This window comes from Bacillus alkalicellulosilyticus (genome assembly GCF_002019795.1).
GTDB classification, from domain to species: Bacteria; Bacillota; Bacilli; order Bacillales; family Bacillaceae_F; genus Bacillus_AO; species Bacillus_AO alkalicellulosilyticum.
Genome location: NZ_KV917381.1, coordinates 3344102 through 3359378, shown reverse-complemented (window position 1 = coordinate 3359378; position 15277 = coordinate 3344102). Strand labels below are relative to the sequence as shown.

General features: G+C 36.3%; 16 protein-coding genes and 1 tRNA gene. 11 read left to right on the top strand and 6 right to left on the bottom strand.

Translation table 11 applies throughout. The features are described 5' to 3' along the window. The first annotated feature begins 54 nt into the window (after positions 1–54). Complete coding sequence (locus tag BK585_RS16890; RefSeq protein ID WP_078555076.1) at positions 55–1308, top strand: hemolysin family protein; 1254 nt, start codon at positions 55–57, stop codon at positions 1306–1308. Between the two features lie 488 nt (positions 1309–1796). Here BK585_RS16890 and BK585_RS16885 read toward each other — a convergent pair whose 3' ends face one another. Further along, a complete protein-coding gene (locus BK585_RS16885; RefSeq protein ID WP_078555074.1) occupies positions 1797–2312 on the bottom strand; it encodes a DUF3231 family protein in 516 nt (171 codons plus the stop codon). A 192-nt stretch (positions 2313–2504) separates the two neighbouring features. Here BK585_RS16885 and BK585_RS24140 point away from each other — a divergent pair, with 192 nt between their 5' ends. Continuing rightward, entirely contained in the window at positions 2505–2645 is a 141-nt protein-coding gene (locus tag BK585_RS24140; RefSeq protein WP_170885626.1) for a hypothetical protein, read from the top strand. 288 nt (positions 2646–2933) lie between these two features. After that, positions 2934–4094 carry a M20 family metallopeptidase gene (locus BK585_RS16880; RefSeq protein WP_245805855.1) on the top strand — a complete coding sequence of 387 codons (1161 nt, stop codon included), beginning with the start codon at positions 2934–2936 and terminating at the stop codon, positions 4092–4094. Positions 4095–4124: 30 nt separating this feature from the next. Here BK585_RS16880 and BK585_RS16875 read toward each other — a convergent pair whose 3' ends face one another. Continuing rightward, positions 4125–4973, bottom strand: coding sequence for an NAD-dependent epimerase/dehydratase family protein (locus BK585_RS16875; protein ID WP_078555072.1), 849 nt, complete (start codon positions 4971–4973; stop codon positions 4125–4127). Positions 4974–5162: 189 nt separating this feature from the next. Between BK585_RS16875 and BK585_RS16870 the strand changes: the two genes are divergently transcribed. Next, positions 5163–5498 (top strand): winged helix-turn-helix transcriptional regulator, encoded by a 336-nt coding sequence (locus BK585_RS16870; protein ID WP_078555070.1) that lies wholly within the window; start codon positions 5163–5165, stop codon positions 5496–5498. 107 nt (positions 5499–5605) lie between these two features. Here the strand turns inward: BK585_RS16870 and BK585_RS16865 are convergent, their stop codons facing one another. From BK585_RS16865 to BK585_RS16855, 3 genes are all read right to left on the bottom strand, one after another. After that, the gene (locus tag BK585_RS16865; protein ID WP_078555068.1) at positions 5606–5767 is read right to left on the bottom strand and encodes a YjcZ family sporulation protein; all 162 of its coding nucleotides are present in this window, start codon (positions 5765–5767) and stop codon (positions 5606–5608) included. A 128-nt stretch (positions 5768–5895) separates the two neighbouring features. Further along, complete coding sequence (locus BK585_RS16860; RefSeq protein WP_078555066.1) at positions 5896–6711, bottom strand: histidinol-phosphatase; 816 nt, start codon at positions 6709–6711, stop codon at positions 5896–5898. A 108-nt stretch (positions 6712–6819) separates the two neighbouring features. After that, positions 6820–7026 (bottom strand): hypothetical protein, encoded by a 207-nt coding sequence (locus BK585_RS16855; RefSeq protein ID WP_078555064.1) that lies wholly within the window; start codon positions 7024–7026, stop codon positions 6820–6822. A gap of 312 nt (positions 7027–7338) precedes the next feature. Between BK585_RS16855 and BK585_RS16850 the strand changes: the two genes are divergently transcribed. The 3 genes from BK585_RS16850 to BK585_RS16840 all read left to right on the top strand — a co-directional run bounded on the left by BK585_RS16850 (position 7339) and on the right by BK585_RS16840 (position 10301). Next, the gene (locus BK585_RS16850) at positions 7339–8799 is read left to right on the top strand and encodes a SulP family inorganic anion transporter (protein ID WP_078555062.1); all 1461 of its coding nucleotides are present in this window, start codon (positions 7339–7341) and stop codon (positions 8797–8799) included. Between the two features lie 130 nt (positions 8800–8929). Continuing rightward, positions 8930–10060 carry a SpoIIE family protein phosphatase gene (locus BK585_RS16845; RefSeq protein WP_170885625.1) on the top strand — a complete coding sequence of 377 codons (1131 nt, stop codon included), beginning with the start codon at positions 8930–8932 and terminating at the stop codon, positions 10058–10060. A gap of 165 nt (positions 10061–10225) precedes the next feature. Next, a tRNA-Val gene (locus BK585_RS16840) sits at positions 10226–10301 on the top strand. 148 nt (positions 10302–10449) lie between these two features. Here the strand turns inward: BK585_RS16840 and BK585_RS16835 are convergent. Further along, entirely contained in the window at positions 10450–11223 is a 774-nt protein-coding gene (locus tag BK585_RS16835) for a FlxA-like family protein (RefSeq protein WP_078555058.1), read from the bottom strand. A 352-nt stretch (positions 11224–11575) separates the two neighbouring features. Between BK585_RS16835 and BK585_RS16830 the strand changes: the two genes are divergently transcribed. From BK585_RS16830 to BK585_RS16820, 4 genes are all read left to right on the top strand, one after another. After that, on the top strand, positions 11576–12700 hold the full coding sequence (locus BK585_RS16830) for an ATP-binding protein (protein WP_078555056.1): 1125 nt from the start codon (positions 11576–11578) through the stop codon (positions 12698–12700). A 250-nt stretch (positions 12701–12950) separates the two neighbouring features. Further along, positions 12951–13094, top strand: coding sequence for a hypothetical protein (locus BK585_RS24135; RefSeq protein ID WP_170885624.1), 144 nt, complete (start codon positions 12951–12953; stop codon positions 13092–13094). Between the two features lie 17 nt (positions 13095–13111). Continuing rightward, the gene (locus BK585_RS16825; protein WP_078555054.1) at positions 13112–13573 is read left to right on the top strand and encodes a cytochrome c oxidase subunit II; all 462 of its coding nucleotides are present in this window, start codon (positions 13112–13114) and stop codon (positions 13571–13573) included. A gap of 13 nt (positions 13574–13586) precedes the next feature. Beyond that, entirely contained in the window at positions 13587–15266 is a 1680-nt protein-coding gene (locus BK585_RS16820; RefSeq protein ID WP_078555052.1) for a cbb3-type cytochrome c oxidase subunit I, read from the top strand. Positions 15267–15277 lie beyond the last annotated feature (11 nt).

The following is a 15277-nucleotide window of genomic DNA, read 5'->3' as shown; positions in this document are numbered from 1 at the left end:
AATGAAAAAATGATTGTATAATAGAGATATTAAACTTTGGAGAGTGATTGTATTTTGGACAGTATACCCTATGACTCGATTATTTTATTAGGGGCATTTTTATTTTTATCTGCTTATTTTTCTGCATCTGAAACAGCTATTACCAGTGCGAATAAGTTAAGGCTTCGTCATCTAGCCGAGGCGAATAATGTTAAAGCTCAACGTTCATTGAGCATGACAGAAAATTATGATCAAAGTCTATCTACTATATTGATAGGAAATAACATTGTTAATATAGCTATGGCCACGATAGCTACTAAAGTAGCAACTGACATGTTTGGAAGCAACGCAAGTACGCTACTAATTACGACTTTCGTATTAACCATTATGGTGTTAACGTTTGGAGAAATTTTACCGAAATCACTGGCAAAACAATACCCTGAAAAATATCTTTTCTTTGTATCGGCTTCTTTAAAATTGATTATGAAGATTTTTTATCCTATGACATGGATTTTTGTTAAATTAAAAGTGTTATTAAATAAAGTAATTGGTACAGAAGAGGTTCCTACTGTCACGGATGAAGATATAAAAACATTAGTTGACATTGGAGAAGAAGAAGGTACATTTCAAATACAAGAAAGAGAACTATTACACAATGCCATTGAGTTCGATGATATTGTCGTAAAAGATATATTAACACCAAGACCAGATGTGATATCGATATCAATCGAATCTGATATTAATGATATAAAAGACCTCTTTATAAATGAAAAATATTCAAGACTCCCGGTCTATGAAGGTACAATAGATAATATAATAGGAATCTTATCTCATAGGGATTTCTTTACGAGTTATGTCAAAGGTAGTGACTTTATATTAACTGATATCATCCGGAAACCGTTTTTTGTGATTGGCACAGTGAAAATATCAAAACTACTTAAACAATTACAAAATAGCAAAGTACATTTGGCGATTGTTGTGGATGAGTACGGTGGAACAGCTGGAATAATTTCTATTGAAGATATTCTAGAGGAGATAGTTGGTGATATATGGGATGAGCATGATGAAAAAGAAAATTTTATAGAGGAACTTGAAGACAATCGATACAGAATTGATGGAAGTATATCTATTGATGACTTCTGTGATTCAATAAATATTAACTTGTCTGAAACATCATCCTATACTTTTAGTGGTTGGATTTCAGAAATCTTGGGCTACCTTCCGAAAAAAGATGAAAAGATTAAATATGAAAATATTTTTATATCTATTGAAGAAGTTCAAAATCGTAGAATTAAGAAAGCAATCGTCGAAATTACGACTGATAGATAATAAACACCAGACAAAAGATAATAGGCAAAAATGAAAAAATGGATGATTCTAGGAAAGAATAACTTTTGTTTTGTATCATATGGGAGCTGACTTTTTAGGTGTTTTTTACCTCTTGAGTCAGCTTTTTTATATTTCCATAAAAGTTGATAAGTCTTCTGTCCGTGAGAATCGATTAAATTCCATTTGATCCCACTAACATGAAGTGAGTTAGAAAGTGATATCAATAGGCATGTTCTTCATTTTGTCAAAATAGAATGGAATAAACCGGATGGAAGGGGAGATTGGATGAGCATTATTGCACTTTTAGCTATCATCGGCTTTTCATTTGCCTTAATGGCCATCTCATTAGGTTCAGCCTATATGATGTTATATATGGCAAAGCAAAGTAAATAACGTCTATGTAACAGTTATAGAAGAAAGAAAGGATTGGTGCTTTGAGCTTCCTCAAAGCACCATAACAATCTACCGATTAATAAAAACTAGCTTCGTTAGACGAGTTCAGGAATTCTTGTGTGTAATGGAGGTAGGATTAACCAACCTTTATCTTTTTGCATGCGTAGAAGACGCATACCTGTTTGAGCTTTTTCCATATGAAATTGACCACACATTACTGCAATGTCCTCACGTGTACACATTCCCATGATTTGGCTTAATGCAACTAACCCAGTAGCGGAATTTTTTGCAATCATTTCTGCTATTTCCGGATCAGTAAATCTTGCTCCTGTCGGTATAGCCTCAATTGGAGCAGCTGATTTTTCAGGTATAGCTGGAGGCACCTCGATCCCATTATCACGTAAGATGGTTTCGATTTGCTTAATCTGTGGTTTCATTTCATTATGAATTTTGTCTTCAATGAATTTTCTTAAGTCAGCGTCACCGGTGTGGTTTAGATAAGTGGTATATGCCGCAACGGAACCATTTAAACCAGCTAAATATCCCCATAAACCAGAGATTTCACCGTAATGCAATGGTTCTTTTTCTTGGTTTCCACTCAAGATTCCCATTCAAATCGCCTCCTTAATTGTGTAGCACCTTAATGCCACAGTTACTATCTTGGCTTAAGTGAGAGCTTATTATGATAGGTGATTAATGGGACAAATAATTATTATCAAATTTTATATATAAAAGGTTTAATATTTCAAAAATCGGGTATATGGTACAAGGATATAATGAATGACTAAAAAGGGGATGTTTAGATGGACTTTTCACAACTTAAAACAAGTATTGAACATCAACTAAAACGAACAACGAAAGAAAATGAACAAGACTTTATTAAATGGTTAGTTCAAAAGAGTCAGCTAAAAAAAACAAATCAACAACACCCTGTAAAACAATAGAATACATAACGAGAAAAGAGTGTGGGACAAAACAAACCTTTGTCCCACACTCTTTCTAATTAATTTTAGGGAAATTCGTTATTCTTTCAGGTACGCCTAAGCGGCTTAGCCCTTCTTTTTGGGAATATTTCTATAGCTTACTAATATTAACATACAATAATGGGATGTTTTGTACTTGCTAAAAAAGGGCATTTAGAAGACAATAAAAAGAAACACATTCTTGTTATCCGATAAATATAATATAATAGAGGGAATCAAGTTATGATTGAGTTAAGGGGAAAGCTGCACATGAACTTACTGTCCAAAGAAAATGAGATGCTGTCATTGCTTAAACATCTGGTCAATATTGATAGTGGTTCGACGTACAAGCATGGAGTTGACGAGGTAGGTTCGATTCTTCGTCAAAAGTTTGAACACTTAGGTTACCGTGTAACAGTCAAACAACAATTGAAGTATGGTAATCATCTAATCATCAAACATCCAGAAATCAAGGATCCTCCAATCATGATTGTTGCGCATATGGACACCGTATTTGAAAAAGGGACCGCAAGTAAGCGCCCATTTTCCATTAAAGATAACCGGGCATACGGACCGGGTGTTATTGATATGAAAGCAAGTTTGGTTGCTGTAGTTTATGCACTTTCTGCACTTAAAGAGGCAGGAGAAGATGCATATAAATATGTAAAGATAGTCATTAATAGTGATGAAGAAGTGGGCTCTCCAAGTTCTCGTTCGTTAATTGAAGCCCAAGCAAAAGGAATGGCCTACGCCCTTGTAATGGAACCAGCACGAAAAGATGGCTCACTTGTAACAGAAAGAAGAGGCAATGGTCGATTTACAATAAAGATTAAAGGAAAAGCAGCTCACTCAGGAATTGAACCTGAAAAGGGAAGAAGTGCTATCCAGGAACTTGCCTATAAAATTGTAAAACTACATGAACTAAATGATTATGAACACGGCATATCTGTAAATGTTGGAATGATTAAAGGCGGAGACGCAGTAAATACAATTTCATCAAATGCAGTCGGTCATATTGATGTTAGGGTTTCTACTCCAGAACAAGTGACAGAGATGGAACATAAAATTGAAGAAGTCTGTTCATCCACAGTTGTAAGAGGTACAAAAGTAGAACTAAAAGGTGATATGAGTCGACCGCCGATGATAAAAAACGAAAAAATAGAAAAGTTGTTTGGAATTATCCAAGATGTCGGTAAGGAAATAGGACTGTCAATTAAAGATACCAAAACAGGTGGAGGGTCTGATGCTTCTTTTACAGCAGCGCTTGGGATTCCTACGATTGATGGACTTGGTCCAATTGGTGGGAACGCGCATAGTGAAAATGAGTATTTAGAGATTCCATCTTTGACAGAGAGAACTTTATTACTGGCAAAAGTCATCGAGCGACTAGCATGGTTAGAAATGAACAAAACAAGGAAAAAGCTATCATAGCTCTTTCCTTGTTTTTTATTTGATTTACTATTAGTTCACTGTAACGTATTTTCGCCATTCGTGAACTGGTTGCCATCCCAATAACCTCTTGGCTTTTTCATTACTAAGTAATGTTTCATAACCAGTTAGTTCTTTTTTTAGTGGAATGTTTGGAAAGATGGTATTCATTAATGTTTTGCTTTCTATGTTCATACTCGTATCGTCGTTAGCAATATTTAAAGCAACTGAGCCAAGTCCGTCTTTCTCAACAGCTAAGCGGAAAGCAGAAGCCGCATCTCTTGCATCAATGTAACTCCAAACAATAACTTTTCTTTGCTCAGGGTCGTTTATGAAGCTTGGAAAATTCGAATACATCTCTGGAGTAATGACGTTTCCTAAACGCATGGAAACGACCTGCATTCCTGTTCTAAGATGTATCATATCTGCATTTTTCTCATTAACAATTTTTGAAAACCCATAACTATCATCAGGAAGCTGAGGATGGTCTTCATCAACTGGGACATAAGCTGGTTCAAGTCCTTTTCTTGAGAAAACAACGCCGTAAGAAGATTCACTTGAAGAAATAACAGCCTTCTTAATCCCTAAGTTCCCTGCTGCTTCTAAAATGTTATAGGTTGACATGACATTGTTTTGGAAGGTTACTTCATTAGGATGGGAATAAGCTACCGGGATTGCAGCAAGATGAACAACCGCATCTGCACCAGCTAATACACCGTAAACTTCTCCTAAGTTTTGCAAATCAACAATCACCGTTTGACAAAGTTCCTCCACTGGCTTTTTAATATCTGCATTCACGACATGATAGCCATGATCTAAAAATTCTCGAATCACTGCTGGACCCAGAAGGCCACTTCCACCTGTAATTACCACTTTTTTCATGTTAGTCTCCTTTGGTTTCAAAGCTAGTCCTATTTTACTAGCAAAGAAATATGATTTGTTCTGTTAAAAGTATATGTTTCAGAAAGTTTTATCACAAGTACTGAAATAAATTTGATATAATCAAAGGTACTTGCCTTAGTATCATATATATACTTACTATATTATTCATTTAAAAGGAGATTAAAACAAATGGGAGAAGTACAAGAACTACAGATTGATTGTTCAATTGAAAAGGCGCTAAATATTATTGGAGGAAAATGGTCGTTTTTAATATTAAGAGAGCTATTTAAAGGAACAAGGAGATTTGGGGAAATTAAAAAATCAATTCCGAAAATAAGCCCTAAGGCGTTGACCGATACATTACGACATTTAGAAGATAATGCAATTGTCACAAGAAAGGTATATGCTACCGTACCTGCTACAGTTGAATATTCCCTAACTGAAAAGGGAAAAGCACTAGAGAAGATTTTAAAAGAAATGAAACATTGGGGCAAAGAATGGGCCACAGAAAGTATAAGTAAGTAAAAGAGAATAACGTAAACTAGAGAATAGCAATGGCTCCACCGCTGCATGTCATACCACAGTGGAGCTGTTGCTTTTCTTCACAATTCATTTCTAAGCGTTTGGAACCATTATACTACTGGTGTCCAAGCTGCTCCAATAATTACAAGCAAGATAAATAGAACTAAAATTAACGCGAAGCCACGAACGCCAACACCTACAGGAGCTGCAACAGGAGCTGCAACTGGTGCACCGTAACCGTAACCACATGGATCATAACAACCTCCGTACATATCTTACACCACCTTTCCGACGATTTACTATAACCTATGCAACCAAAATCAATTGTGAGATGGGCATGAGCGGAAATCATCTAAAAAAAGTTAAATGAGAAGGCAGTTGGAAATGGAAATTATCGCATTTAAAGCTTAACTATTTGTTGTTTTTGTTGAACATAATACACCCATTCTTTAAAACCAATCTCTTTTAACCGTTGTTTTACAGCTTCAAATTCATCACCGACACGCTCTGGAACATGAGCGTCTGAACCAAAGGTTACGTAGACATCATGAAAGAGTGCACGTTCTAAAATGTCATCCGATGGATACCAGCCGCCTGAATCCTTTGTTTTTCCTGAAGTATTGATTTCAATGGCAATCTTATGTTCGGCAATGATCTGTAACGTTTCATCAATTACGGGAGTTTCAATAGCAGAAAACTCAGGGTAATACCCTTTCATCGCATCAATGTGTCCTAGAATTTGAAACATCCCTGACTTAGCAGACTGAGCAATGAGGTGATAATAATTTTCCTTTGTCTTCTGTTTTTCTTTTTGGGTTAACCCATCCCATCTTCCCTTTTTAAAAATACTAATGTCATCTACAAAATGGACAGAGCCGATTATGTAATCAAATGGATATTTTGATAACCCTTTCTGATATTTCGACATTTGTCCCGGGAAATAATCACATTCAACCCCAAGTAACACGTGTATTTTATGTCGATATTTTTCTTTTAGTTGGAGAACTTCACTTACATAATTCGGAAAATCACTTTTAGCCATCGTAATTCGAGGAAAAGCATGGTCTTCCTCACGAGCAAAATAAGGTGAATGGTCCGCAATTCCAATAACATTCATTTCTTTTTCAATCGCGGCTTTAATGTAATCTTCAATCTTTCCTTCGGCATGACCGCATCGTTCATGGTGGGTATGTAAATCAAAAGTAACTTCTCCCATCTGCTTCGCCTCCTATATTCTGATAAACGCTTTTATAATCTCCATTGTATAGTGATTTTATGGAAAGAAAAAGGGATATAAACGGCGTCCGTTCATATCCCTAACATTTTATACTCTTGGTTGTTGATGATGGTACCACATTGCCCCAAGAATGAGTAGCAAAATGACGACGACAATAATGAAGCCATATCCAGCTCCGCCACCACGAGCCGGCACAGGTGTTGGATATGGAGCTATAGGTGGACAAGGCGTAGTAACTGGGGGACAACAAGCTGACCCATAAGGATCATAATAAGGTGAACCGTAGTATCCCATAGAAATACACCACCTTTCAGACGTTATAGTACAAATTATGTAAGCAGATGTCTAAATGACACATGGAAAGTGAAATAAAAATATTGTTACAAATCCACTAAATGACAAAAAAACCATCGAAAAAGTCTAACCTGTGAAATTGTAAAAATACGTGTGAAAGAGCGAGAAACCGAAAGAAAAAGCTATATGATAAACGCTTACATGAGGATTTTCCTATGACATATTCCATGGTACAATTCATCTATCTAAAACGTCTGACTTTCGTGAGAGTCGAAGGTCAAAAATAAAATAAACTATAGAAGAGGTGCACAATTGAATTTCCAAACAATTAAACAAGAATGGTTTAGTAATGTCCGCGGGGATGTTCTAGCCGGAATCGTAGTAGCCTTAGCTTTAATCCCTGAGGCCATTGCTTTTTCAATCATTGCAGGAGTAGACCCCATGGTTGGGTTGTACGCGTCTTTTTGTATTGCGGTAGTTATCGCTTTTGTCGGAGGAAGACCGGGTATGATTTCAGCAGCTACAGGCGCAATGGCACTACTGATGATTACACTTGTCTCCGAACATGGTATTCAGTATTTATTAGCAGCAACCATTCTTACAGGAATATTGCAAATATTATTTGGCGTGTTTAAATTAGCAAGATATATGAAGTTTGTTCCACGGTCTGTAATGGTAGGGTTCGTAAATGCGTTAGCAATTCTTATTTTCTTAGCACAATTACAACATTTTGTTGGTGAAACGTGGATTATGTATAGTTTAGTTGCTTTAACACTAGCAATTATTTATATATTACCGCGTTTTACAAAAGCAGTCCCATCTACATTAGTTGCGATTATTGTCGTAACTGCAATTGCGATTTTTGCAAACTTTGGAGTAAGAACAGTTGGGGATATGGGAGCGTTGACTCAAACTCTACCAATGTTTATGATTCCATCGATCCCATTAAACTTTGAAACCTTAACAATTATTTTTCCTTATGCATTGGCTTTAGCATTAGTAGGGATTCTAGAATCGTTATTAACAGCTTCAATCGTAGACGATATGACAGATACTGAGAGTGATAAAAACAAAGAAAGCCGTGGACAAGGAATCGCGAACATTGTAACTGGATTTTTCGGCGGTATGGCAGGTTGTGCGATGATTGGCCAATCAGTTATCAATGTAAAATCGGGTGGGAGAGGAAGATTATCAGCTTTAGTTGCCGGTGTTTTTCTAATGTTCCTGATTATTGTACTAGGAAACTTAGTTGTCCAAATACCAATGGCCGCTTTAGCAGGGGTTATGATTATGGTATCTATTAGTACCTTTGATTGGGGTTCAGTGAGAAACATTCATAAGTTACCAAGAACCGATGCAGCAGTTATGGTCGTTACAGTAGGTACAGTGGTTCTCACACATGATCTTGCTAAAGGTGTGTTTGCAGGTATTATTTTGAGTGCAATTTTCTTCGCAGCCAAAATCTCAAAAGTAAATGTAATCAAGACAAAATCAGCATCTGGAGGAAAAGTGGTATACCGAGTTCAGGGCCAATTATTCTTCGCTTCTGTTACTGATTTCCTTGAAAAAATCGATTTTAAAGAGCAAGTTAGTGACGTGAAAATGGATTTAACTGAAGCTCATTTATGGGATGATTCCGCGATAGGGGCTCTTGATAAAATTGAGTATAAATTTGAACAGAACAAAGTAAAAGTCGAGTTTGTCGGCTTGAATAAAGAAAGCTCACAATTAATGAAAAAAATAGGTGGGCTATCAAAAGCATCAGGACATTAATAATATCAAAACCCTACCAGAAACTCTGATTTTGGTAGGGTTTTTATAATATATACCAACTGTAAAATGATTTCGTGCTGAAAAGTTTTGTGTTAAAATGAATTTAGGTTATAAGATTGAGGTGGCACCATTGTATACACACATAGAAAACCAAGTGAAAGAAACACAACTAAAGGATATGTTCTACCAATCTTTATTTATTCATAATCCTAATGCTAGCTACCTCCTTGATATGAACGGAAATTTTGTCAGTTTTAATGAAGAAGTAGAAGTGATTACCGGATATAGTAAAAGTGAATTATTGTCGATGGATTTCTGGCCTTTATTTAATGATGAGGATAAGCCAATACTTCTCGAAAAATTTACGACCACCTTAGCTGGTCAAAAAAATAAATTTAAAACGACATTGGTACAAAAGACGGGTACTGAGATTATAATTAGCGTTACATGTGTTCCTGTAATTATTGATGGAATAGTAGAAGGAATTGTTGGGATTGCTGAAGATATCACAGAAGAAGAGCAAACAAAAATAAGAAATGAAAAGGAATTACATTTGGCACAAAAGCTACAATTAAATGTTCTTCCTAAACCAATTTCTAATACTTCGATTGAAATAGATGGTGTCTATATTCCATGTGATGAGTTATCGGGTGATATGTATTATTGGCAAAAACTAATAAACGAGCGATATGCTGTCGTTATTTTTGATGTGATGGGACACGGTGTATCGTCTTCGCTCATTGGAATGACAATTTGCTCCATGTTCAGAGAGCTTATCACGATGAAAGAAGACCCTGTTGAGATATTCACCTATTTGAATGAACATATATATGATTTGTTCCAGAGTAGTAATCAGCCGACTACCTATGTAACTGGGGTCCTAGTCATTATAGATTGTCAGAATAATAGCATCGAATATGTAAATGCGGGTCATGTTTCGCCTGTATTATTTTCTAAGAGTTTGAGTGAACCTTTACCTTCATTGAATTTGCCACTAGGCCTTTCAAATAGAGCAACCTATGAGAAAAAGGAAATGTCCTACAATAAACATTCACGTTTAGTCCTATATACAGATGGTCTAGTCGATAGTTTAGAGTGCGACCCCGATAAATACATTGCTGAGTTAGCAACTACAATGCAAGACCACGAACACCTAAGTAATGAACATTTTATAAAATATTTAAAAAATAAAAAAGACAAAATACCAGAAATCGATAAAGTCGATGATATTTGTCTAGTTAGCATTACCATTAAGAAGTAAACGATTATCGTTGCAAAGTAGTAGCTGCGCTGACGTAGTCTTGAAATATAGTCAGCTTAAAATGATACGTCAGCTTGGCTCCTTTTAATATTCACTATCCTAATTCTTAGTAAAGATCTTGACTGTAAAAACAATATATTGTATATTAAATATTGTCGTCAACAAGATCCGTTAGCTCAGCTGGGAGAGCGCTACCTTGACAGGGTAGAGGTCGAGGGTTCGAGCCCCCCACGGGTCACCATACATATGATTGTTTAACTCTTTGCATAGCAAGGAGTTTTGTTATTTTAGAAGGATATCATTCCTCTTGTTCCAAAAACTTCTACTAGACAATTAAAAATGTCTTCCTTCACGATGAAATATAACACTTCATAGATGGTGATATTAGGCTATATGGTCCACCTATCAACAGCCAATCCTACTAAGTACCATTCGCCGTCAAGCTCTTCAAAGGCTAGAATTAAATTCGCCCAATTTAGTTCTTCTTCACCTGCAGTGACGTAATAACTTACAAATTGTGCATCTGGATAAGTTTCCTCTATATTTATGATAAGATTACCACGGGACTCAATCTCATTAATTTTTATTTTTGAGGCTTCACGACTAAATTCACGAATGTAAATATATTCTTCATAGTATTGGGTAGGAGTCATGGTAATAGGGTAGCCTGAACCGTCTTGTGTACCCCACTCATACTCCTCTTGGTCATTGGAAAAGTTCATTACTTCTTCAGCTGAAAAACGAAGATGTTCATCGGGAAGAACATGAGCGTAAGGTGAAAAACGCACGCCTTTTTCGGGATGAACGTAGTTTGCAAAACTTTGAAAGTTTTGATTTTCTAAAGCAATCACAACATCATCCCCGCGACCTCTGAGTTGTTCTTCCAATGAGGCAGACTCTTCATTGCCTACATTGTTCCCATTTGAACCATCCTCTTTATCATTGAGTTTGGATTCAAGTTCCGTTATTGTGGATTCTTTTTCTTCTAGTTCATCTTGTAATTCAGCTATCTGTTGTTGTAATGTGCCAATTTCTGCTTGAAGTGAAGCGATATCGTTGTTAATATCGTTGTTAATATCGTTGTCAACTTCATTACAAGCAGAAACAAAAAATAATAATGTCCCGACCGTAATGATAAAAAGCATACATTTTCTTTTGAGCACACTGCATTCCTCCTCATTCATTTATGAATTGCTTTCCCTTCTAATAAAATAGTAAACAGGAATTTGTACTAGTCTATTTACTATTACTCCTTTCTCCTTCAATTCAGTACAGTCATTCTCTGAATCTATCTTCATTCCCTGTAGAATGAGAAATAGGTAACCATCTGATTGAAACGTTGGTAGATAAAATACATATTTTATACAATTATATCCTTTTTAAAGCCTGAACACTCAAGGTTTTACAAGAATCTATTACAAAGTCCATAACCTAGAGAATTTGAACAAAAGATATACTAATGTTATCCTTTTAGAGTATTAGAATCGAAATAATGTACTGAAAAGAGAGGATAAAATGCCCGATTTGGATCTAATAGTCTCAGATATACTAAAAGTCTCAAGTTCAATTATAGGTACAAGGACGGTATTTATTAGTGAATTTAAGAAAAGTCATTTTAAAATATCTAAAATACTTAATAACGGTGGAATTAGACTTGAAGAAGGTCAGGAATTTAAATTAGAAGAGACATTATGCCAAAACATATATGTCGATAATACTCTTACGTCATTAGTGATACATGACACTCTATCAGACCATAGAGTGAAGAGTTTATTTGCTACTAAAAATTTAAAAATAGGATCTTATGTTGCTATTCCCATTACTTTGAATTCAGGTAAACTATACGGAACCCTCTGTGCAGCAGACCCCAATCCTAATATATTTAATCAACAACAAATTGATGAAATGAACAGACTGGCGAGAATACTAGCTTACATTATAGATAGTTCGAGCATAAATCAATTTTCAGAAGAAGAGAACATTCGCATCAAAAGTTTATCTGTTTTAAGAGAGATGGTAGCGGACCTAGCCGACCAGATTGGTAATCCGTTGCAAATTTTAAAAGGCTTTTATCAATGGGCTGACCATGATGTAGAAGCTATGACGAAGTATAAAGATGTTCTTGTTGAGGAATTAAATAAAATAGATACGAAGCTTAAAGATGTCATTATCCAGACAAGTCCTACTTTCCCTCGAAAAGAACAAGTGAGTATCTTTCAAATGGTTTTTGATATTTTAGATAGTATCAATAAGGAAAAAAAAACTGAGGTGAAAATTGAACTTACAATTAACCCTACAAACCGGAAATTTACTATTGATAAAGAACAAATAAGTTTTGTGTTAAGAAATATAATAGGCAATGCCTTAGATGCTGTCGATAAAGAAAAAGGGATAGTAAAAATTCGATGCTTTGAATCAAACTACAACCTTGTTTTTTCAATTGAAGACAATGGGGGAGGCATAAAATTAGATGACATGCAAAAAATCACTCAACCCTTTTATTCTTCAAAGAAGGAAGCAAAAGGACTTGGTTTAACGATCGCCAATCAAATTATCGAAGGACACGGTGGAGAACTTCTAATTGATACAGAACAAACAGGAACTACAGTTTGCATTCATCTACCTTTGTCTACTCAGTAAGCAGTAAGAAGCTAGATAAATAGACGAAATGACCATTCCGCTATATAAGTTAGTAACTAAATCTATTAATAAGACCGCAAAATCTCAATGGTTTTGCGGTCTATTTTTGTTTCCAGAGAATCACATAAGGCGAAAAATAAAAAAGTTATAACTTTTACAAAATTACATACCGTTGAGTGATTCAGGTCACTAGGGTGAGAATTACTTTCAACTATAATGAAGGAAACTTACTAAAGGAGGCCAAATAGCGATGGCAATATTAAAACCTCAGGAAACAAAGAAGCAAAAAGAAAAATCGTCATTAGTAGGAACAGCGTTTGGTGTAGGACTTGTTGGAGCAGTTATTTTGGTGACTTATCTAATTATATATGGACTTTATATGGCTAGAGTGTAGAAGGGAGAGGAATAGAGATGCATAAATCGGAAAAAGTATGGCTTACATTAAGTTTTGGAATGATTTTGTTATTTATGATTGCAACAGGCTATCAAGCATTTGCCTTAGGAATGGCACCTCCTGGTGGAATGGAAACCATTGACCCGCAAAAGGTTGAACAGACGGCTCCATTTGACCAACCAGGAATCACGCAAATCGGTGAAAATGAATATGAAGTCGTGATGATTTTAGAGTTATTTAGCTTCAATCCAAGAGAAGTTGACATTCCAGTAGGAGCAACTGTTCATTTTGTTTTAACGTCTAAAGATGTAGTTCATGGCTTTCAAATTGTAGGAACGAACGCTAACGGGATGATTATGCCGGGGTACATTACCCGCATTACTCAAACCTTTGAGACACCTGGTGAGTATTTAGTGTTATGTAATGAATATTGCGGAGCGGGTCACCAAGTGATGGCCACAACAATTACTGTTAAATAAAGGATGGATGAAAATGGGAGCGATAGGAGCACAACCATTAAAAGATAAAGCGAATGAAGTATTAGGAGTTAATCCAGAGGATGCCAGAATATCGAAATCATATTTATTAGTCGCATTTATTGCTTTACTATTGGGAGGTCTTTTTGGATTGCTACAAGGGATCAATCGGGCAGGGTTGCTTGAATTACCTTCGTGGCTTACCTATTATCAAGTTCTAACGGCTCATGGTTTACTGTTAGTTGTAATATTTTCTGGGTTCTTTATGATTGGATATTTTTATTCAAGCCTTTCACATACGTTAGGAGGTCTTCTTCCTAAGGTGAGAAAGATGGCATGGATTGGTTTTGGGTTAAGTATGTTTGGTACGGCCTTAGTCGTCATTATGGTCTTAATGAACGAGGCATCTGTGTTGTATACCTTTTATCCACCGATGAAGGCTAATCCTATTTTCTATATTGGTCTAGTGTTTGTTGTATTAGGAATTTGGATGTGTAGTTTTGGGGCATTTATTCAAGTTGCGAATTGGAGAAAGAAAAATAAAGGTCAGCATCTTCCTATTCTTGCTTTCTTTGCAACAGGAGCCTTTGTGTTACTCGTAGGTGCTACAGCCTTTGTTGCAGTAGAAGTTCTTGTTCTTATTCTTCCATGGTCACTTGGATGGGTAGATACAATTAATGTGATGTTAGCACGTACGCTGTTTTGGGCATTTGGACATACAGCAGTGAACATTTGGTATTTAACCGCTGTATCTGCTTGGTATGTTGTCGTCCCTCGAGTGATCGGAGGAACGCTTTGGAATGATACGTTAACAAGGGTTGTCGTTATTGCACTTGTCATTATGAACATTACAGGTGGGTTCCATCACCAAATCGTAGACCCTGGTATCACGGACTCTATTAAATACATGCATGTTTTTATGAGCTTAGCGATAGGTTTTCCATCGTTAATGACGGCTTATGCACTCTTTGTGGTCATGGAGCGAACAGGTAGACGAAAAGGTGGAGTAGGTGCTTTTGGTTGGCTTAAGAAATTACCATGGAGCGATGTTCGTTTTCTAGCCCCATTTATTGCGATGGTCGCCTTTATTGCTGGAGGAGCGGGAGGAATTGCTCAAACAACTTTCCAACTTAATGCAGTAGTTCATAACACGATGTGGGTCGTCGGTCATTTTCATCTAACCCTTGGAATGTCAGTTGCCATGACTTTCTTTGGAATTAGTTATTGGTTAATTCCGTACTTATCTGGACGTGTCCTAACTCCAAAAATGAATAAGTTAGGCATAGTTCAAACGTGGGTATGGACGGTAGCTATGGTTATTATGTCGTTTGCGATGCACGTTGCTGGATTATTTGGTTCTCCTCGTAGAACCTCTTATACAACGTATGGTGACCATGCTGCTGCCCTTGGATGGGATCCTTACATGATGGCGATTGGTATTGGAGCAGTCCTCCTTTTAATTGGAGTTATTCTTCAAGTGTATGCTGTATTGAATTTAATGTTCTTCGCACCAAAAGGACAAACTGAATTTCCAATTGCTGAAAAAGAGCCTGGTGATAAATCGGGGTATTGGACAGAAAGATGGGGAGTATGGGTCGTACTCATGATTATTGTTGTCGCGATGGCCTATGTTGTTCCCATCGTTGATATGATTGTTAACGGACCACCAGGCTCACCACCATTTAGAACATGGTAGGTGCAGAAAAA